This is a genomic window from Streptomyces sp. NPDC087215 (genome assembly GCF_044744885.1).
Taxonomy (GTDB): domain Bacteria; phylum Actinomycetota; class Actinomycetes; order Streptomycetales; family Streptomycetaceae; genus Streptomyces.
In genome coordinates, this window is sequence record NZ_JBIUZD010000002.1 from 487,122 (window position 1) to 505,310 (window position 18,189).

16 protein-coding genes, 1 other RNA gene and 1 pseudogene are annotated in these 18,189 nt (G+C 73.6%); 8 read left to right on the forward strand and 10 right to left on the reverse strand.

Annotated features, from left to right (window positions below):
• The gene (locus ACIO92_RS06815; RefSeq protein WP_402279637.1) at positions 1 to 1,176 is read right to left on the reverse strand and encodes a hypothetical protein; all 1,176 of its coding nucleotides are present in this window, start codon (positions 1,174 to 1,176) and stop codon (positions 1 to 3) included.
• Positions 1,177 to 1,439: 263 nt separating this feature from the next.
• Between ACIO92_RS06815 and ACIO92_RS06820 the strand changes: the two genes are divergently transcribed.
• The 4 genes from ACIO92_RS06820 (at position 1,440) to ACIO92_RS06835 (ending at position 6,383) form a co-directional block, all read left to right on the forward strand.
• Positions 1,440 to 2,477: an iron-siderophore ABC transporter substrate-binding protein gene (locus ACIO92_RS06820; protein WP_366440334.1), complete on the forward strand. Its 1,038-nt coding sequence runs from the start codon at positions 1,440 to 1,442 to the stop codon at positions 2,475 to 2,477.
• 566 nt (positions 2,478 to 3,043) lie between these two features.
• Positions 3,044 to 3,862 (forward strand): Nif3-like dinuclear metal center hexameric protein, encoded by an 819-nt coding sequence (locus ACIO92_RS06825; protein ID WP_366440333.1) that lies wholly within the window; start codon positions 3,044 to 3,046, stop codon positions 3,860 to 3,862.
• A complete protein-coding gene (locus ACIO92_RS06830; protein ID WP_366440661.1) occupies positions 3,859 to 4,602 on the forward strand; it encodes a C4-type zinc ribbon domain-containing protein in 744 nt (247 codons plus the stop codon). The genes ACIO92_RS06825 and ACIO92_RS06830 overlap by 4 nt, the downstream gene beginning before the upstream one ends.
• Complete coding sequence (locus ACIO92_RS06835) at positions 4,602 to 6,383, forward strand: bifunctional RNase H/acid phosphatase (RefSeq protein WP_402279633.1); 1,782 nt, start codon at positions 4,602 to 4,604, stop codon at positions 6,381 to 6,383. Before ACIO92_RS06830 ends, ACIO92_RS06835 begins: the two co-directional genes overlap by 1 nt.
• A gap of 747 nt (positions 6,384 to 7,130) precedes the next feature.
• Here the strand turns inward: ACIO92_RS06835 and eda are convergent.
• Together eda and yaaA are read right to left on the reverse strand one after the other, a co-directional pair.
• Positions 7,131 to 7,772, reverse strand: a complete 642-nt coding sequence (gene eda / locus ACIO92_RS06840) for a bifunctional 4-hydroxy-2-oxoglutarate aldolase/2-dehydro-3-deoxy-phosphogluconate aldolase (RefSeq protein ID WP_366440331.1) — start codon at positions 7,770 to 7,772, stop codon at positions 7,131 to 7,133.
• Between the two features lie 128 nt (positions 7,773 to 7,900).
• A complete protein-coding gene (gene yaaA / locus ACIO92_RS06845; protein ID WP_366440330.1) occupies positions 7,901 to 8,668 on the reverse strand; it encodes a peroxide stress protein YaaA in 768 nt (255 codons plus the stop codon).
• Positions 8,669 to 9,427: 759 nt separating this feature from the next.
• Here yaaA and ACIO92_RS06850 point away from each other — a divergent pair.
• Entirely contained in the window at positions 9,428 to 10,870 is a 1,443-nt protein-coding gene (locus ACIO92_RS06850) for an RNB domain-containing ribonuclease (protein ID WP_402279629.1), read from the forward strand.
• On the opposite strand, the gene ACIO92_RS06855 is transcribed toward ACIO92_RS06850, so the two are convergent.
• Both ACIO92_RS06855 and ACIO92_RS06860 read right to left on the reverse strand, forming a co-directional pair.
• Positions 10,815 to 11,675 (reverse strand): hypothetical protein, encoded by an 861-nt coding sequence (locus ACIO92_RS06855; RefSeq protein ID WP_366440328.1) that lies wholly within the window; start codon positions 11,673 to 11,675, stop codon positions 10,815 to 10,817. The two genes, ACIO92_RS06850 and ACIO92_RS06855, sit on opposite strands and share 56 nt — an antisense overlap.
• The gene (locus ACIO92_RS06860) at positions 11,672 to 12,457 is read right to left on the reverse strand and encodes a MerR family transcriptional regulator (RefSeq protein ID WP_402279626.1); all 786 of its coding nucleotides are present in this window, start codon (positions 12,455 to 12,457) and stop codon (positions 11,672 to 11,674) included. Before ACIO92_RS06860 ends, ACIO92_RS06855 begins: the two co-directional genes overlap by 4 nt.
• Before the next feature lie 77 nt (positions 12,458 to 12,534).
• Between ACIO92_RS06860 and rnpB the strand changes: the two genes are divergently transcribed.
• Positions 12,535 to 12,933, forward strand: an RNA gene (gene rnpB, locus ACIO92_RS06865) — RNase P RNA component class A.
• Positions 12,934 to 13,597: 664 nt separating this feature from the next.
• Here the strand turns inward: rnpB and ACIO92_RS06870 are convergent.
• From ACIO92_RS06870 to ACIO92_RS06890, 5 genes are all read right to left on the reverse strand, one after another.
• On the reverse strand, positions 13,598 to 13,900 hold the full coding sequence (locus ACIO92_RS06870) for a DUF6087 family protein (protein ID WP_402279623.1): 303 nt from the start codon (positions 13,898 to 13,900) through the stop codon (positions 13,598 to 13,600).
• A 17-nt stretch (positions 13,901 to 13,917) separates the two neighbouring features.
• Positions 13,918 to 15,081 carry an ATP-grasp peptide maturase system methyltransferase gene (gene tgmC, locus ACIO92_RS06875; protein WP_402279620.1) on the reverse strand — a complete coding sequence of 388 codons (1,164 nt, stop codon included), beginning with the start codon at positions 15,079 to 15,081 and terminating at the stop codon, positions 13,918 to 13,920.
• Positions 15,078 to 16,037, reverse strand: a complete 960-nt coding sequence (tgmB, locus tag ACIO92_RS06880) for an ATP-grasp ribosomal peptide maturase (protein WP_402279617.1) — start codon at positions 16,035 to 16,037, stop codon at positions 15,078 to 15,080. Before tgmB ends, tgmC begins: the two co-directional genes overlap by 4 nt.
• A gap of 5 nt (positions 16,038 to 16,042) precedes the next feature.
• On the reverse strand, positions 16,043 to 16,303 hold the full coding sequence (tgmA, locus tag ACIO92_RS06885) for a putative ATP-grasp-modified RiPP (protein ID WP_401235931.1): 261 nt from the start codon (positions 16,301 to 16,303) through the stop codon (positions 16,043 to 16,045).
• A gap of 75 nt (positions 16,304 to 16,378) precedes the next feature.
• The gene (locus ACIO92_RS06890; protein WP_402279614.1) at positions 16,379 to 16,585 is read right to left on the reverse strand and encodes a hypothetical protein; all 207 of its coding nucleotides are present in this window, start codon (positions 16,583 to 16,585) and stop codon (positions 16,379 to 16,381) included.
• Positions 16,586 to 16,931: 346 nt separating this feature from the next.
• Here ACIO92_RS06890 and ACIO92_RS06895 point away from each other — a divergent pair.
• A pseudogene (locus tag ACIO92_RS06895) lies at positions 16,932 to 17,060 on the forward strand (helix-turn-helix transcriptional regulator); the annotation flags it as partial.
• 141 nt (positions 17,061 to 17,201) lie between these two features.
• Complete coding sequence (locus ACIO92_RS06900) at positions 17,202 to 18,188, forward strand: transcriptional regulator (RefSeq protein WP_366441669.1); 987 nt, start codon at positions 17,202 to 17,204, stop codon at positions 18,186 to 18,188.
• Position 18,189: the final 1 nt, after the last annotated feature.

The window sequence follows — 18,189 nt, forward strand, 5'->3', positions numbered from 1 at the left end:
CTAGCCAGCCGGTCTGCGGTCCGTGAGCGGTGCCTGCTGGAGCGGCACCGGACGGCACACCCGGGGCCCCTCCGTCGCCGTCCCCGCCGCCCCGCCCGCCTGCCCCGACCCGGCACCGGCCGGGGGTTCCGGCGGTGCCTCCACGTCCACGAGACCGCACGAGGTCCCCGGCGTGGCGTACGGCAGCCGCAGCACGCCCTCCGGCGTCCACAGGCCCGTACCGGCCAGCCAGCCCACGGGGGCGGCCAGTTGCCCCATCCGCCGGGACGCGGGCTGCCAGGTCCCCACCCAGCTCCCGCCCGCCCCGTCGATCCGCAGCGCCACCCCGCAGCTCTCCGGCACCAGCGCCTGCCCCGGCTGCACCGCGAACGGCGTCACCACCGCGTCGTCCATCCGCAGGCACTCCGGGAAGCGCACCGGCAGCAGGCTCCCGAGCACTCCCCAGCCGAGCCGGTCCCGGCCGGGCGAAGGCGCGTCGGAACGGATCAGGAGCAGCCCGCTGTCCGGGTCCGCGAGGAGCAGCCGGTCGTCGCTCCCCTCGGTGATCTGGAGCAGCGGCGTCACCTCGCCGCCCCGCTCCAGATCCACCACGACCGTCTTCACCGGACCGCCGTCGAGCCGCCGGTCGAGCGCCAGTATCCGGCCCGTACGGTCCAGCCACACCCCGCCCGAGCACCGCCCCGGGATCTCCGCCACCCGCTCGGGCCCGAAGGTGCCGCCCGTGACCAGCCACAGCGCGGTCGTCTCCGGGCCGACGCACATCGCGTACGCGCGGACGCCGTCCGGCGCGGGCGGCAGCAGCGCCAGCCGTTCGGAACCGGGCGCGTCGACCGAGCCGAGCCGCAGCTCACCGGTGGCGGGGCCGGTGGGGTAGAGCAGCGAGAACGTGTTCCGCCGTCCGTCCACCCGGCGGGCGACCAGCACCCGCCCGTCCGCGAGCGGCAGTACCGGGGTACCCGGCTCCTCCGGCTGCGCGAGGGGCAGCGGCACGGCGTACGGCTCCGGGCCGTCGAGCGTCCACCGCTCCGCGTACAGGGCGTTCCCGGCGCTCGCGAGCCTGGCCGCGTACGCGCCGTTCGCCGTGATCGTGAACCCCGTCGGCCGGCCGGCGTCCCCGGGACGTACCCCGTGGTGGTCGCCGTTCTGGACCGCAGTCTCGATGGCACACGCTGTCATCGACTCGTCACCTCCGGCGACGAAGCTAGTTTTCGCACTCCCAGCCGAACAACACAAGACGGGTCACTTCACACATAAGGGTGGCATCGGGGCGGTTCGGCTGAGCCGAGGGGGGTGCTTGTGCTGGAGTGGGCCACGGTGAGTAAGGTAAGGCGAACCTAAACGGAGTCTGCGGCTCCGCCCGGTCCGTCCGCGCCGGGGTCCGCCGACTGCCACGAGGTCGCGCCCGCATCCCCGCCAGGACCCGTAACAGGAGCCTCATCATGTCCTTCCGCCGCCGAGGCACCGCCACCGTCGTAGCCCTCGCCGCCGCGCTCTCCCTCGCGGCCTGCGGAGGGGGTGACGGGGGCGACGCCGCCGCCGAGAAGCCCGACACGGCCAAGAAGAAGGACGTCGCCACCGGCGGCAAGGACTTCGGCGACGCCGCCGCGAAGACCGCCGCCATGGGCACCGACGCGTCGGCCGGGCAGTTCCCGCGCACCCTCACCCACGCCCTCGGCAGGACCGAGCTGAAGGCCGCCCCCAAGCGGGTCGTCGTCCTCGACGTCGGCGAGTTCGACAACGTGGTCTCCCTCGGCGTCCAGCCCGTCGGCTACGCCCCCGCCGAGGGCGACGAGGGCGTCCCCGGCTACCTCGCGGAGAACGCGGGCAGCCCGAAGTCCGTCGGCACCATCAACAACCTCAACCTGGAGGCCATCGCCAACCTCCAGCCCGACCTCATCCTCGGCAGCCAGCTCCGCGCCGCCGACAAGTACGACGAACTGTCGAAGATCGCGCCGACCGTGTTCTCCATCCGTCCGGGCTTCACCTGGAAGGAGAACTACCTGCTCAACGCCGCCGCGCTGGACAAGACCGCCGAGGCGAAGGGCAAGCTCGCCGCGTACGAGACCAAGGCGAAGCAGCTGGGCACCGACATCGGCCCGAACAAGCCGACCGTCTCGATGGTCCGCTACCTCCCCGGCAAGATCCGCCTCTACGCGAAGGCGTCCTTCATCGGCACGATCCTGGAGGACACCGGCCTGCCCCGGCCCGCGAACCAGCGGATCGACGAGCTGGCGGCCGAGATCAGCCCGGAGAAGATCGACGAGGCCGACGCCGACTGGATCTTCACCGGTGTCTACGGCGACGCCAAGGCCACCAAGAAGGACACCGCCCAGACCAACCCGCTCTGGAAGAACCTCAAGGCCGTGAAGGCGGGCCAGGCCAAGGACGTCCCGGACGAGACCTGGTACCTGGGTCTCGGCGTGACCGCCGCGAACAGCGTCCTGGACGACCTGCGCGCGGACCTGGTGAAGAAGTAGGAGACCCGGGGCCCGAGCCCCTGAGCCGCCGGGGCGGGGCCCCTGCCCCTTCCCGGGAGACGGTCTCGGGTACGCGGCCCGGCCCGGTCCCGGCCCGGCTCCGTCATGGTGCGGCGCGGTGCCGGGGTCTCCCGTGCGAGAGCCTCCCGGGGCCGTGCGGCATCAGGGACCGCTTGCGGATCGGGGCCTCCGGGGCCGCCGGGGCCGCCGGGCAGGCCGAACCCTTACGGGTCCCGCCCCTTACGGGTCCCGACCGGTCCCGCCCCTTACGGGAGGCCCGTTCCGGACCCCCAGGGGTTCAAGGGCCCACTCCGGGAGACCCGTACCGCCCCCTACGGGATTCCACGCCCCGCCGGGAGACCCGTACCAGGACTCCTCGGGGTTCCGGGCCCCCACGGGACCCCCGTACCGGCGCCAGGGGCGTCTCCGGCGGCGGCTCCGGGCCCCGCGAGGGGCCGTCCGGCCCCGGGGCCCGCCCCGACCGGCGCGGGCCCCGGAGGACCCCCGCCGCCCGGCGGGGACCCGCACCGGTGCGGGCGGAAAGAGGAGACAGGTAGCCTTTCCCCGTGCCCCGTCTGTCTGAAGTCATCGCCGCGCTCGACGCCCTCTGGCCGCCCGAGCGGGCCGAATCGTGGGACGCCGTCGGCACCGTCTGCGGCGACCCCGACGCCGAGGTCACCCGTGTCCTCTTCGCCGTGGACCCCGTCCAGGAGATCGCCGACGAGGCGATCGCCCTCGGCGCCGACCTGCTCGTCACCCACCACCCGCTCTACCTGCGCGGTACGACGACGGTCGCGGCCGGCCACTTCAAGGGCCGGGTCGTGCACACCCTGATCAAGCACGACATCGCCCTGCACGTCGCCCACACCAACGCCGACACCGCCGACCCCGGCGTCTCCGACGCCCTCGCCGGAGCGCTCGACCTGCGGGTCACCGGCCCGCTCGTCCCCGAGAACAACCTCGGCCGGATCTGCGAGCTCGACCACCCCGAGACCCTCGCCGAGTTCGCCGCCCGCGCGGCGAAGCGGCTGCCCGCCACCGCGCAGGGCGTCCGGGTCGCGGGCGACCCCGCCATGACCGTGCGCCGGGTCGCCGTCAGCGGCGGTTCCGGCGACAGCCTCTTCGACGCCGTACGGGCCGCGGGCGTGGACGCCTTCCTCACCGCGGACCTGCGCCACCACCCCGTCTCCGAGGCCACCCAGCGCTCTCCGCTGGGGCTGGTCGACGCCGCCCACTGGGCCACCGAATGGCCCTGGTGCGAGCAGGCCGCCGCCCAGCTCGACGAGATCTCCGACCGCCACGGCTGGGACCTCCGCGTGCACGTCTCGAAGACGGTCACCGACCCCTGGTCCTCCCACCACACCTCCCCTGGAGCCCCCAACTGAATGCCGCGCCCGCCGACCAGATCCGCCTCCTCGACGTCCAGGCCCTGGACGTCCGCCTCCAGCAGCTCGCCCACAAGCGCCGCTCGCTGCCCGAGCACGCCGAGATCGAGTCGCTGACCAAGGACCTCACCCAGCTGCGCGACCTGCTCGTCGCCGCGCAGACCCAGGAGAGCGACTGCGGCCGCGAGCAGACCAAGGCCGAGCAGGACGTCGACCAGGTCCGTCAGCGCGCCGCCCGCGACCAGCAGCGACTGGACTCCGGCGCCGTGTCCTCCCCGAAGGACCTGGAGAGCCTCCAGCGCGAGATCGTGTCGCTCGCCAAGCGCCAGGGCGACCTGGAGGAGATCGTCCTCGAGGTCATGGAGCGCCGCGAGTCCGTCCAGGAGCGCATCACCGAGCTGACCGACCGGGTCTCCGCCGTCCAGGCGAAGACCGACGACGCCACCGCCCGGCGCGACGCCGCCCAGAACCAGCTGGACACCGAGGCCGAGGGCGTCACCAAGGAGCGCGGGGTCGTCGCGGGCGCCGTCCCCGCCGACCTCATCAAGCTGTACGAGAAGCTGCGCGAGCAGCAGGGCGGCGTCGGCGCGGCCCGGCTCTACCAGCGCAAGTGCGAGGGCTGCCACATCGAGCTCAACATCACCGAGGTGAACGAGGTCCGCGCCGCCGCCAAGGACACCGTCCTGCGCTGCGAGAACTGCCGCCGCATCCTCGTCCGCACCTCGGAGTCCGGCCTGTAATGCGCGCGCTCGTGGTCGAGGCGGACGGCGGCTCCCGGGGCAATCCCGGGCCCGCCGGTTACGGGGCCGTCGTCCTCGACCCGGCCACGGGCGAGACGCTCGCGGAGACGGCCGAGCACATCGGCGTGGCGACGAACAACGTCGCCGAGTACAAGGGCCTGATCGCGGGCCTGAAGGCGGCCAGGGAACTGTTCCCGGACGCCGACGTGCACGTCCGGATGGACTCCAAGCTGGTCGTCGAGCAGATGTCCGGCCGCTGGAAGATCAAGCACCCGGACATGAAGCCGCTGGCCGCCGAGGCGGGCCGGATCTTCCCGGCGGGCCGGGTCCGCTACGAGTGGATCCCCCGCGAACGCAACAAGCACGCGGACCGGCTCGCGAACGAGGCGATGGACGCGGCCAAGCGCGGCGAGCGGTGGACCCCGTCGTCCAGCGACGCCCAGGCCGCCCGCAACGCCGCCGCCCCGCCCCCGTCGGGCCCGCCCGGCGACCAGGCGGCGGGCGCGGCCCGCGCCCGAGCGGCCCTGACGGGCACGACACCGGGATCGGGGTCAGGATCAGGGCCGGGGTCAGGACCGGGATCGGCATCGCGTACGGACACCTCGTCGGCCCCGGGTACGGGCGTCAGGCCCGTCCCCGCCTCCCGTACGGGTACGGGCGTCTGGCCCTCCACCACTCCGGACGACGGCCTGTTCGCCCCCGACGCGCTGCTCCCGGACTCGGGCGACTTCGAGGCGGCGGCGGGAGCGGCGGCCCGAACGGGCGCCGCGGCCCGAGCCCACGAGACGCCTGAGCCGGGCGGGCTCACCGAGTCGGATGGGCTCACCGCGTCGGATGGGCTCACCGAGTCGGATGGGGCTTCTCTGTCCAGCCGGGCCCCCGCACCGGCCTCGTCGTTCGTGCCCGGCTCCGTACCGGCATCGGCCCGCGCGCACGGGGACGACTCCGCACGGGATCTGACCGCACTGGACGCGTCGGCGCCGGATGCCTCCGCCTCCTTCGCCGCCCCCGGCCCCGCCGCCACCTCCGGCCCCTCCGCTCAGGACCCCTCCGCCCCGGGCCACGGCCCCGTGGCCGAGGCCCCGGCCCCGTCCACCCTGGCCGACGCCCCGGCCGTGACCGCGCCCCGGCAGGGCTGGTCCGGTGGGCCCGACATGGGGGCTCCCGCCACCTTCGTGCTGCTGCGGCACGGTGAGACCGCGCTCACGCCCGAGAAGCGGTTCTCGGGCAGCGGCGGCACCGATCCGGAACTGTCGGCGGCCGGACTCCGGCAGGCCGAGGCCGTCGCGTCGGCCCTCGCCGCGCGCGGCACCGTCCAGGAGATCGTCAGCTCGCCGCTCACCCGCTGCCGCCAGACCGCCGCCGCCGTCGCAGCCCGGCTAGGGCTCGACGTCCGCGTCGAGCAGGGCCTGCGCGAGACCGACTTCGGCGCCTGGGAGGGGCTCACGTTCGGCGAGGTCCGCGAGCGGTACCCGGAGGACTTCGACGCCTGGCTGGCCTCCCCGAAGGCCGCCCCGACCGGCGGCGGCGAGAGTTTCGCGACCGTCGCCCGCCGGGTCGCCGCGACCCGGGACCGGCTGACCGCCGCCCACGCGGGCCGCACGGTCCTCCTCGTCACCCATGTGACGCCGATCAAGACCCTGGTCAGGCTCGCGCTCGGCGCCCCGCCCGAGTCGCTGTTCCGGATGGAACTGTCGGCCGCCTCGATCTCCGCCGTGGCCTACTACGGCGACGGCAACGCCTCCGTCCGCCTCCTCAACGACACCTCCCATCTGAGATAGCCCCCGCGGAGGGGTGGCGCGGCGCCCCGTCCCCGTACCACCGTCGCTGTTCATGACCCGGCACTTCACCGAGGACCCGGCCGTGTTCCGCGCCGCCGCCGGGCCGCTCCTCGCGGCCGAGCCCGCCCGCAACACACCGTGCTCACCCTGATGGACCGCGCCGTCCGGCTCGGCTGGTGGGCCGAGCCGGACGGGCGGGTCACCGGGACGGTCGCGTGGCCCCGCCGTGCGTGCCCCTCCTCGGGGCGGTGACCGTGGCGGCGGCGCACGCCCTCGCGTCCGTACTGCCGTACGGCCCGGGGGAGACGCCGACGGAGGTACGGGGCGAGCCGGGCCCGTCGAGGCGTTCGCGGGCGCCTTCGCCGGAGCCACCGGCCGGTCCTGGGCGCCGGGTCTCCGGCTGCGCCTCTTCCGGCTCGGGACGCTCGCCCCGCCGGACCCCGCGCGCGTGGGACGCGCGCGCGTGGCCGGGCCCGGGGACGTACCCCTGGCCACCGGCCGTCTCCCGCACCCTGGAGGGCCAGGCACGTGTCCACCTGGTCCACACCCCGCCCGCCGAACGCGGCCGGGGGTACGCGGCGGGCGTGCCACGACGGTCACCCGGACCGCCCTCGCCACGGGCATCGCCACGGGCACCGAACAGGTCCTGCCCTTCACCGACCTCGCCGACCCCACCAGCGACGGGCTCCACCGGCGCCTCGGCCACCGCCCGGTGACGGACCACCTGAGCGCGGTCCTCACCGCCCCCTAAGGGCCGACGGGCGGCGTCCGCAGCGCCGCCGCCCCGCGGGCCAGCGACTCCACCCGGGCCCAGTCGCGGGCGGCGAGGGCATCGGGCGGCAGCATCCACGTACCGCCGACGCAGCCGACGTTCGGCAGGGCCAGATAGCCGGGGGCGGAGGCGGCGGAGATGCCGCCGGTGGGACAGAACCGGGCCTGGGGCAGCGGTCCCGCGAGGGACTTCAGGTACGGGACGCCGCCCGCCGCCTCCGCGGGGAAGAACTTCATCCCCTCCACGCCCTCCTCAAGGAGCGCGACGACCTCGGAGACCGTCGACACGCCCGGCAGGAACGGCACCCCGGACTCCCGCAGGGCGCCGAGCAGCCGCCCGGTCCACCCGGGGGTGACCAGGAAGCGGGCCCCGGCGCGCACCGCGTCCGCGACCCCGGCGGCCGAGACGACCGTGCCCGCGCCGACGACCGCGTCCGGCACCTCGGCGGCGATGGCCCGTACGGCGTCGAGCGCGGCCGGGGTGCGCAGGGTGACCTCGACGAGCGGCAGGCCGCCCGCGACCAGGGCGCGGGCGAGGGGCACGGCGTCGGCGGCGTCCTCGATCACGACCACGGGGACGACGGGGGCTTCCGGGGCAAGGTCGAACACACTCGTCATGCCCTCATCCTGCCCACCCCGAGCGCCACCCGCAACGGACGTTGCGTTCTGTGCAACGAATGTGAGGGCGGGTCGGTTGCCGGGCGGGTCCGCCATCGGGTGGGCCGGTCGCCACGGCGAACCGTTCGTCAGTGGATCTCGTCCACCAGGACGTCCAGCGCCCCCGGCTTCCCGCCGTCCTCGACCACGTACCCCAGCTCCCGCAGGGTCCCCGCCAGTTCCCCGGGCGACGCGGGCTCCGCCCCGGCCTCCAGGAGGCTCCGCACGATCCGCCCCTTCGTCGCCTTGTTGAAGTGGCTGACGACCTTCCGGGTCGGCGCGTGCAGCACCCGCACCGTCGCCGTCCGCCCGGCCACCTCGCCCTTCGGCTTCCACGCCGAGGCGTACGCGGCCGACCGCAGGTCCAGGACGAGGCCCGTACCGGCCGCCTCGGGGAGCACGGACGCCATCGCCGTCCGCCAGTGCCCGGACAGCGCGCCGAGCCCCGGCAGCTTGACCCCCATCGAACAGCGGTACGACGGAATCCTGTCGGTCACCCGCACCGCGCCCCACAGCCCCGAGAACACCAGCAGGGACCGCCCGGCCCGCTTCCGGGCCGCCGTGTCCAGGGTCGCCAGACCCAGCGCGTCGTACAGCACGCCGGTGTAGACCTCCCCGGCGGGCCGCGCGCCCGCCGTCCGCAGCTCCACGTTCTTGGCGACCTCGCCGCGCAGGCCCTCGCTCAGCCCGAGCACCTGGCGCGCCTTCTCCTCGTCGGCCGCGCACAGCTCGACCAGCTCGTCCAGGACGGCGGCCCGTGCCTCCGCGAGCCCCGGCAGGGACAGCGACTCCGGCTTGAGCGGCGCCCCGCGCCCCGAGGAGGCCTTGCCCTCGGAGGGCGGCAACAGCACGAGCACGGTGGTTCTCCTTCGTCGGTACGGGGATGGGGGTGCGGCCCCGGAAGCCAGCGTACGAGGTACGGGACGCCCGCCCGAACGTGCCGGGCCCACCCCCTACAGGACCGGCCCCCCGCTTCTTCCCCTAAGGGTTCGACTCCTGCCCCTTCCCTTACGGGGCCGACCACCACCACACCCTTCCCCTACGGGATCGCCGCCCCCGCTCCTTCCCCTACGGGTTCGGCTCCCGCCCCTTCCCTTACGGGATCGCCGCCCCGCTCCCTTCCCCTGCTGGGCCGCCCCGGCTCTTCCCCTGCGGGATCGCCCCCCGACCTTCCCCGTAAGGGATCAGCCCCCTGGGCCCATCCCTTACGGGGAAGAGCCCGGCGCCGCCCGGGTCGGCCCTCGCGTCGCACCCACGCGACGCGACCCCCGGGTCGCGGCTCCGCCCCAGCCGCCCCCGGCCCCGTCCGGCCCCGCAGATTTCTCGGTACGCATGTGCGGGGACGTCCAGGACGATCGTCTCCGAGGCGCCTCCAGGAACGGCGGCACCTCGGAGAGCCGGTCCCTCGGGGACGGGCGTCCCGGGAACGGGCCCGCTCAGGAGCACGCCGTTGGTTGCCGGGGGCACCTCGCCCCCCCCGGCGACCAACCCGCCCCCCCGGGCCCAGCCCCTGGCACCGCCCCCACCCCCTGACATCCGGCACAGGCATCCCCCCCCCGAGGGGGCAAGGTCCCCCACGGGATGCCCCCCGTCCCCCCTCCCCATACGCTCGGTCCATGCCCCGCCGCCACATCCACGTGACCGGCGCAGCCGAGGCTCCGCTGCGGGCCGCCCTGCGCGCACTCCGTACCGAGCTGGGGATCCCCGAGGGTTTCCCGCCCGCCGTCCTCGCCGAGGCCGAAGCCGCGGCGAAGGCACCCGGACTGCCCGCGCACGACGCCACAGACCTGCCGTTCTTCACCGTCGACCCACCGTCCTCCACCGACCTCGACCAGGCCGTCCACCTGGCCCGACGGGCGGACGGCGGCTACCGCGTCCACTACGCCATCGCCGACGTCGCCGCGTTCGTCGCCCCCGGCTCGGCCCTGGACGCCGAGGCCCACCGCCGCGTCCTCACCCTCTACTTCCCCGACGACAAGGTCCCCCTCCACCCCACCGTCCTCTCCGAGGGTGCCGCGAGCCTCCTCCCCGGCGAACCCCGCCCGGCCCTGCTCTGGCGGATCGACCTCGACGCCGAGGGCCGCCGCGTCGCCACCGACGTCCGCCGCGCCCTCGTCCGCAGCCGCGCCCGGCTCGACTACGCGGAGGTGCAGCGCCGGATCGACACCGGCACCGCCGAGGAACCCGTAGCACTGCTCCGTGACATCGGCCGCCTCCGCGAGGCACTCGAAGTCGAACGCGGCGGGATCTCCCTCAACGTCCCCGAGCAGGAGATCGTCGAACGGGACCACACCTACACCCTCGCCTACCGTGCCCCGCTCCCCGCCGACGGCTGGAACGCGCAGATCTCCCTGCTCACCGGCATGGCCGCCGCCGACCTCATGACCGCCGCGGGGACCGGCATCCTGCGCACCCTCCCCACCGCCCCCGACGGCGCCGTCGCCCGGCTGCGCCGCTCCGCGCGGGCCCTCGGCGTCGACTGGCCGCACCACGTCCCGTACGCCGAGGTCGTCCGCGCGGCCGACCCCACCGACCCCCGGCAGGCCGCCTTCCTCCAGGAGTGCACCACGCTGCTGCGCGGCGCCGGATACACCGTCTTCACCGACGGCCGCGTCCCCACCCCCGCCGTGCACGCCGCCGTCGCCGACGAGTACACCCACTGCACCGCGCCGCTGCGCAGGCTCGTCGACCGGTACGCGGGCGAGCTGTGCGTCGCCGCCGTCGCGGGCGACGAACCGCCCGAGTGGGTACGGGCCGCGCTGCCCGCCCTCCCCGGCGAGATGGCCACCGGGGCCCGCCGCGCCAACGCCGTCGAGCGGGAGAGCGTCGACATCGTCGAGGCGGCACTGCTCCGGGAGCGGGTCGGCGAGATCTTCGACGCGTACGTGATCGACGTGAAGGAACGCGAACCGGCCGTCGGCACCGTCCATCTGGACGATCCGGCGGTCGTCGCCCGCATCGAGGGCGGTACGGCCGGCCTGCCGCTGGGGGAGTGGCTGCGGGTCAGGCTCGCGGAGGCGGACCCGGGGACGGCGAAGGTACTGTTCGCGCCCGCGTGAGCGCCCCTGAGAGCGCCCCGTAGAGGGCGCGCGGGTCGTCGGCGTGCACCCTGAGGACCCGTACGGGCCGGGGCGCGCCGAACAGCCGGGGCGCGTCCACCGGTTCGGTCAGCTCGACGGTGACGGAGGTCTGCGAGCCGACGGCGAGGTTCAGCTCGCCGTCGGCCTTCTCGTGCGAGAACAGCGGCTCGCGGCGGACGGAGGCGATCCGGTCCAGCGGGACGCACACGTCGACGTGGGCGGCCTGCCGCAGCCGCAGCACGTCACCGGTCAGGGTGTGCGGCCGGGTCGCGGAGGCGGCGTGCAGCCCGAGGACGAAGAGCACGGTGTAGACGTCCAGGACGAGGACGACGGTGTGGACGAGGGGCCAGCGGGCGAGCAGGAACGACATGCCGACGGTCTCGACGACGCACACGAACGCGAAGCCGTACATGAGGGCGGCCTGGTCCCGCGCGTACGGGAACACCCCGTCCGCCCCGGCCGTCCCGTGCGGCCTGCGGGCCACCCAGCGTCCGAGCGAGGCGGCGAGGCGCAGCTCGTGCGCCACGAGCCGCAGCACCGGTTCGGGCACCAGCTCGGCGAGGGCCTCCCGCCGTCCGAGCCCGCGCCGCCGCAGCCGCAGCCACGAGAGGAGCTCGGCGAGCAGCAGCGCGACGACGAGCAGCTCGGCCCCGAGGAGAAGGGGGCGGGGCACGGGGACGCCCGCGACGACACAGCCGACGAGGAGGACCTCGCAGGGAAGCAGGGCGTACGCGAAGGGCCGCAGGAACCGGCCGGAACGGGCCCGGGGCCCCCGGCCGGTCACCGGCGCCGCTCCCGGCGCTCGGCGACCAGCCGGACGGCGAGCCGCACGGCGGCGGACTGGGCGGGGGCGAGGTCGTCGAAGAGCGCGTCGGCGAAGGAGCTGCCGGGCGACCCGTAGGGGTCGGAGGTGCCGGGGGCCCCGGGGTGCTCGGGGATCTCCATCCCCAGTTCGTCGGGGAGGCAGGCGGCGAGGACCCGGGCCGCCTCCGCGACCCGGGGGTCGTCGGGGTCGGCGTCGGCGAGGGCGTCGAGCAGCGGGTACACCTCACGGGCCTGCTCGGCGGCGCCCGCCATGAGGGCCATCAGCCGGGCCCGCTCGTCCTCGGGGACGACGGCGTCGAGGAGGACCAGGATCTCGCGGTCCTTCGCGGCCATGGGGGAGTCGGGCAGCTCGCCGGCGTGGGCGAGCAGGGCGGCGAGCTCGGGCGACAGGGGCCCGTCGGCGGGCAGCCGCCCGGCGCGGGCCTCGTCGAGGAGGACGCCGAGGCGCTCGCGGCGGCGGCGGATGACGGTCTCCTGCCGGGCGAGGTCGTCGGCGAGCCCCTGGAGCACGTCGACGAGCCCGCGTCCCTCGTCGTCGGCGAGGACCGCCCGGACCTCGTCGAGGCCGAGGCCCAGTTCGGTCAGCCGCCGGACGCGGGCGAGCAGGACGGCGTCGCGGACGCCGTAGTCCCGGTAGCCGTTGGCCCGCCGGGCGGGCTCGGGGAGCAGCCCGGACTGGTGGTAGTGCCGCACGGCCCTGGGGGTGACCCCGACCAGCGCGGCGATCTCGCCGATGCGCATGGCCCCAGTAGAAACCCTGACGCTGCGGCAGGGTCAAGCGAGGCCGGTGTGCCGGGTAGCATGGTCGGCACGGCAGACGAGCCGGGCGGGCGGCCGCGTGGAGATCCCAGGATCTCCCCGAGGAACGTCCGGGCTCCACAGAGCAGAGTGGTGGCTAACGGCCACCCGGGGTGACCCGCGGGACAGTGCCACAGAAAACAGACCGCCGGGGGCTTCGGCCCCAGGTAAGGGTGAAACGGTGGTGTAAGAGACCACCAGCGCCTGAGGTGACTCAGGCGGCTAGGTAAACCCCACTCGGAGCAAGGTCAAGAGGGGACACTCCGGTGTCCCTGCGCGGATGTCCGAGGGCTGCTCGCCCGAGTCCGCGGGTAGACCGCAGGAGGCCGACGGCAACGTCGGCCCTAGATGGATGGCCGTCACCCCGACGACCGCGAGGTCCCGGGGAACAGAACCCGGCGTACAGCCCGACTCGTCTGCCTCTGAGGCCTCTGACCTGTGATATTGCAGGTCAGAGGCCTTTTCTCGTGGAATCGTGGGAGTCGCCTCGCCCCGTTCCGCACCGGTTCAAACCGGACCTCGCGGCTACGAAGGTAGCCACACTGGGCGGCTTGGTGCGGTGTCGGCTGAGCCGGGGAGGCCCCGGCCTCGCGCCCGCCTGCCACTCTTCGACGGTGGGGCGGGGCGGGCTGACGATCCACTCGTCAAGGCGCTCGTCGAAGTGCTCGCTTCCGTTGCGGACTTCGCGGGCCTTCAGCGGGGACGAGTCCTCCACCTCAAGGATCTTTCGTAGAAACGGTCCTCGCTTCGTCCGCCACTTCCAGCCTTCTTCGGTCCCGTACGGATTCTTTCCGGCAGGCCACAGGGTCCGGGAGACCTTTCCGAGGAAGAAAAGGAAGTCCTCGAAGCAGACCCAGGCGGCTGGTGGGACCGGAGCGGACCGGAGTGGTCTGCGCCTAGCCGATCAGGGCGTCCAGGGCTGCCAGAACGTAGCGAGTATCGCGGGCCAGCCACGTCAGATACACCCGCTGCGCCCATGGGCTATCGGATATGTCGTTGCTCACGGGCGCCAGTGTGCCGCGGGTGGTCTACCGGGTGGGGGCCGTTTTCAGAGGCCTGGCATGGGCTGGGACTCCAGCAGAGTCATGCGGGCGTCGGAGGCTTCCGATGTCTTCCGGTCCCGGTGCCGAGCTTCGGTGTTGCCGCAGGGGCAGGGGCAGGGGCAGCCTCGGGATGAGGAAAGAGGATGAGCCTTGCTTCCGCGAGGTTCGCCGCGAAGCCGTGCGCCTCCCACAGATGGCCGTTCCACCGCTGGATCGCACGGGGCGCATCTGGGTTCAGATGCGATGCCCTCGGGCCGTCGCCGGTCACGAGGGGTACGGCGCGGAGCTGGCCGATCCTCGCGTCGCGACGCTCGGCCCACTGGGAGAGCGGTTCCTCGTCCATGTCCGGAGCGTAGTGGGTCAGGCGATCCGGTGCTCCCAGCGTAGGGAGGGGGCCTGGTCGATCCGGTACCGGTGGGACGCGGGCGTCACGCGGAGTCGTACGGAGTCGATCTCCGGCGCCCCGGCGTCCTGCCAGGCGACGAGGGAACGTTCCACGTCGTCCCACAGGGCCACCGGGCCGCCTTGGCGGACGGTCCAGTTCTCCCCGTCGGCGGCGAACTCGGCGAACGACTCGCGCTCGGGATCGAACAGGTATCGCAAGGACGACCCGTCACCGTCCGTCGCGCGGACGAACTGCGCGCCGGGCGCCGCCAACTGCGCAAGGAAGGCGGGCATCCACTCCTCCAGAACGAGAGGAGACACCGGAGTGCGCCGCTCACTGTCCGCGTACGCGGTCCGGGCGGAGAGGCCGCCCGCCACGGGGGCCACCGCCTGGGCCCGCGCCTGCATGAAGGAGGAGCGCCCGATGATCGCGCCCTCGGCGGTGCCGTCGTCTCCGACGGTCAGTTTCGCGAGGCCGGTTCCCCAGGGCCAGGAGCCGACCGTGCCGAGGACGATGCCTCCCGGCTTCGTCTGCCTGATCCAGGCGTACGGAATGCGGCGGACCGCGCAGGTGGCGATGACACGGTCGTACGGTGCCCGGTACGGGTGGCCGAGAAGGCCGTCGCCCGTCACGGTCCACGTCGAGAAGCCGACGGCTTCGAGAGCGGCATCGGCTCGTGCGGCCACCTGTGGGTCGACCTCGACGGTGGTGACGTCGTCCCCGCCCAGGAAATGGCACATCAGGGCGGTCGAGTAGCCGGTGCCCGTGCCGATCTCCAGGACACGGTGCTCGGCCGTGAGGTCCAGGGCCTCGATCATGCCGACGACGGTGGCCGGGTCGGTCGAGGAGGACGTGGGCACACCCACGACGGGTTCGGCGGCCTGGTCGGCGGTGAGGTGGCCGTCGAGCTGGGTGGTGAGGGTGTCGACGCTGTAGGCGATCTTCAGCCACTCGTCCGGGTCGGTGTCGGCGGCTGCGACGGGCCGCCAGGTCCGCCCCTCGTCCAGGAACACTCCCGGGTGCAGGAACCGCTCGCGGGAGACGGTCTCGACGGCCGCACGCAGCCAGGGGGACTTCAGGACGCCTTCGTCCACGAGCGAGGCCGCCATGCGGCGTCGCTCGGATGCCGGGCCGGTCATCGGCTCTCTCCTTGTGCGAGCAGATCGGCGAAGGCGGCGGACATGGGGAGACCGGTCTCGGTCTCCAGCCACCCCCACTGGCCATTGGGATTCAGTTCCAGCCACCAGTGGTCCCCCGCCCGGTCGACCGCGAGGTCGAAGCTTCCCGACACCAGGCCCAGCCGGTCCAGGTAGGTGTGCAGTGCCCTGTCCACCCGGTCGGGAAGGTGCTCCACGGTGTAGGTCAGGGCGCTGTAGTCCCTGCGCCAGTCCAGGAGGCCGGAGTCGATGCGCACGGCGAACGTGTGGCGCCCCACGAGGAGTACGCGAACGTCGGCGGCCTTGTCCACGCGGGCCTGGAACAGATGGGGCGCGGCCCGGACGCTGTCGTCGATCTCGTCGGGCGTGACGGGGGCGGCCCATCCCGTCACCGGCACGCCGTCACGCGTGCAGGGGGTCCACCGCAGCGTCTTGAAGATCGCCTCACCCTGAGCGAGGACGAACTCACGCGCGTCGTGGGGATCGTTGGTGACGAGGGTGGGCGGGACGGTGAAGCCGAGTTGCTGGGCGAGAACGAGCTGCGCGGGCTTGTAGTCGGCTGCGGCAACGCGCAGGGGGTGGTCGACCCAGAGCGGACCGCCCAGGGCGTAGAGGGTGCCACCGAGTCCGTAGCGGACCTGTGCCGCCGCGAACCGGGAGTCGTCGGCGGACAGACGGGGAAACGTGGGCCACCCCGGGCGGCGCCAGTACACCGACCGGACCCGGGTCACGTCAGCGGTTCTCGACGGGGTGCGCACCTGCCCGACCACCGGGGCCTGGCAGGTGCCGAACCGAGCCGAGACCGTGAGGTCCTCGCCGATGTCTGCGAGGTCGAACCGGACCACGGGCACAAGGCGCCGGTTGAGTTCGGTGATCACCATGTCGGCGGTGATGTCATCCGCCTCGGTGGCCACCAGAACCGGCCTCTCCTCGGTCATGGTCATCAGTCCTGGTTGCTGTCCTGGTCGTGGCCCTGGTCGTTCTTGGAGTCCGAGTTCGTCGTCGTGGAGGTCTCGGTGCCGGAGCTGGTGCCGTGCTTGCCCATCTCGACCACCTGCCCGACGCGGTCGCGGAACACCCCGAGCTGCGTCGTGGGGTCGATGGTGACCGTGGCGTGGGGTCGCCGGATGACCGTCGGGTAGGGCGCGAGCCGCCCGGCGCCCCACGGCCGTGTCGGGGAGGGGAGTGCGGCAGAGGTGGTCATGAGACTCCTTGGGTGGAGGGTGTGGTGCGGGAAACCGCCTGCGTCAGGGGACGGGGACGGCCTGTGGGCGGCGGCTCAGGGGCGAGTGGCCTGGATGTCGTCGGCCGCGGTCGTCCATTCGACTCCGGACGCGGGCCGGATGTGCGCGATGCGGACCGTGCCGTAGCTGTGGAGCTCGTGCGTGACGGCGACGAGCACACCCTCCCCACGCGAGGCGATGTCACGGACAAGCGTGTCCAGGAGCGGGTGGTGCTCGTAGCCGTCGGAACCGACCGGGTTCACTCCTCCGGCTCCTGCCGGGTCTCGACGCGGCGCATGAACCTCTCCCAGCCGCCGGCCGCTCGCACCCGAAGAGCCCTGCTCGGCGCACCCGGCCGGGGCGCCGGCGGCGTGTACGTACGGCCACTGGCGCCAGGGTTCCTGCGGGGCAGTCCGGAGGATGTCACTCGGTCCCTCCTCTCCGTGGGGGGCCGCCCGGAGGCCCTTCGGCCTCCGAGCGGCGTGTGACCAGTCAACGACGATCCGTTACCTTCTCCCAGAGCGGACCTCGCGCAATACCTGGGCGTTTTCCAGGCGTTGGCGCGTGGCGGGTATGAGTGCGTGAAAGGGTTCTCGTGAGGGGAGGCCTATGACGTCGAGGCGAAGGCGCTTTGCGGAACAGCGCGCGGCCCGCGGCTACTCTCAGGAGGAATTCGCAGAAGCGCTCTCGGTGGCCGCGTCCACCGTGGTCCGTTGGGAAAGTGGTCGTGCCACCCCGCGTCCCCATCAACGGCCGAAGATCGCAGGGCTGTTGGGAGTGACCCTCCCCGGGCTGGAAGCCCTCCTCTCCGACGAACAGCCGGCCGAGACAGCCGGGCTCTCTGCTGCTCCACCCCTCCTCCCTGGTGATGATGACGACATGAAGCGCCGCGAAGTCCTGGGTCTGCTCGCCGTTACGGGTGCGCTGGTCGTACTTCCCGATCCCGGTGATGCCGCCCGAGGGCGCGCAGCGGCGACGCTCTTGGAGGCGGGGGGCGCCCTGCACCACAGCCTCTGGCAGGTCTACGTACTGTCGGACTCCAAGCAGGTCGTCTTCCCTGCGGTCCGCGCACGGCTCGACGTGATGGCGAAGGGGCTGACCGAGACCCGCACCGCTGCGGAGCGGTCCCTGCTGTGTCGGATGACGGCCGACCTCTACCAGCTCGTCGGTGAGCTGTTCTTCGATGCCAACCGGTACACCGATGCCGCCCAGTGCTACACGCTGGCCGCCAACGCGGCCCACGCCGGTGGCGACCACGACCTGTGGGCCTGTGCCATGACCCGCCACGCGTACGTCGAGCTGTACGCGCGCCGCGCGCACGCTGCCCAGCCCCTGCTCGCGGCAGCTTTCCGCATCGCCCGGAGGGGCGACGACACGCTCTCCACCCGTCACTGGGTCGCGGCCGTCCAGGCGCAGGCGTACGCGGCCGTGGGTGATCTCGACGCGTGCAACGGGGCTCTGGACGAAGCCGAGAAAGTGCACGCCCTCGACGGCGCACACTCCCACAACGGCGGCTGGCTGCGCTTCGACGGCTCCCGCCTGGCAGAGGAGCGAGGAGCCTGCTACCTCCAACTGGGCCGCACTGATCTCGCGGAGGAAGCGCTCACCGCAGCCCTTGCCCAGCCTCTGTCCCTGCGTCGCCGGGCTGCTGTTCTGAGCGACCTCGCCGTGCTCGGGGCGCACAGGCGGGACATCGACCAGGTCGTGCACTACGCGGAGCAAGCCCTCGGACTGGCCGACCGGTCGAATTCGGGATTCATCGGCAAGAAGCTGGACGGGCTTCGGGGGCGTCTTGCCCCGCTCATGCCCGATGACCGAGTCTCGACTCTTGATCACCGAATCGCGGCGCTTCCGCGCACCGCATGAC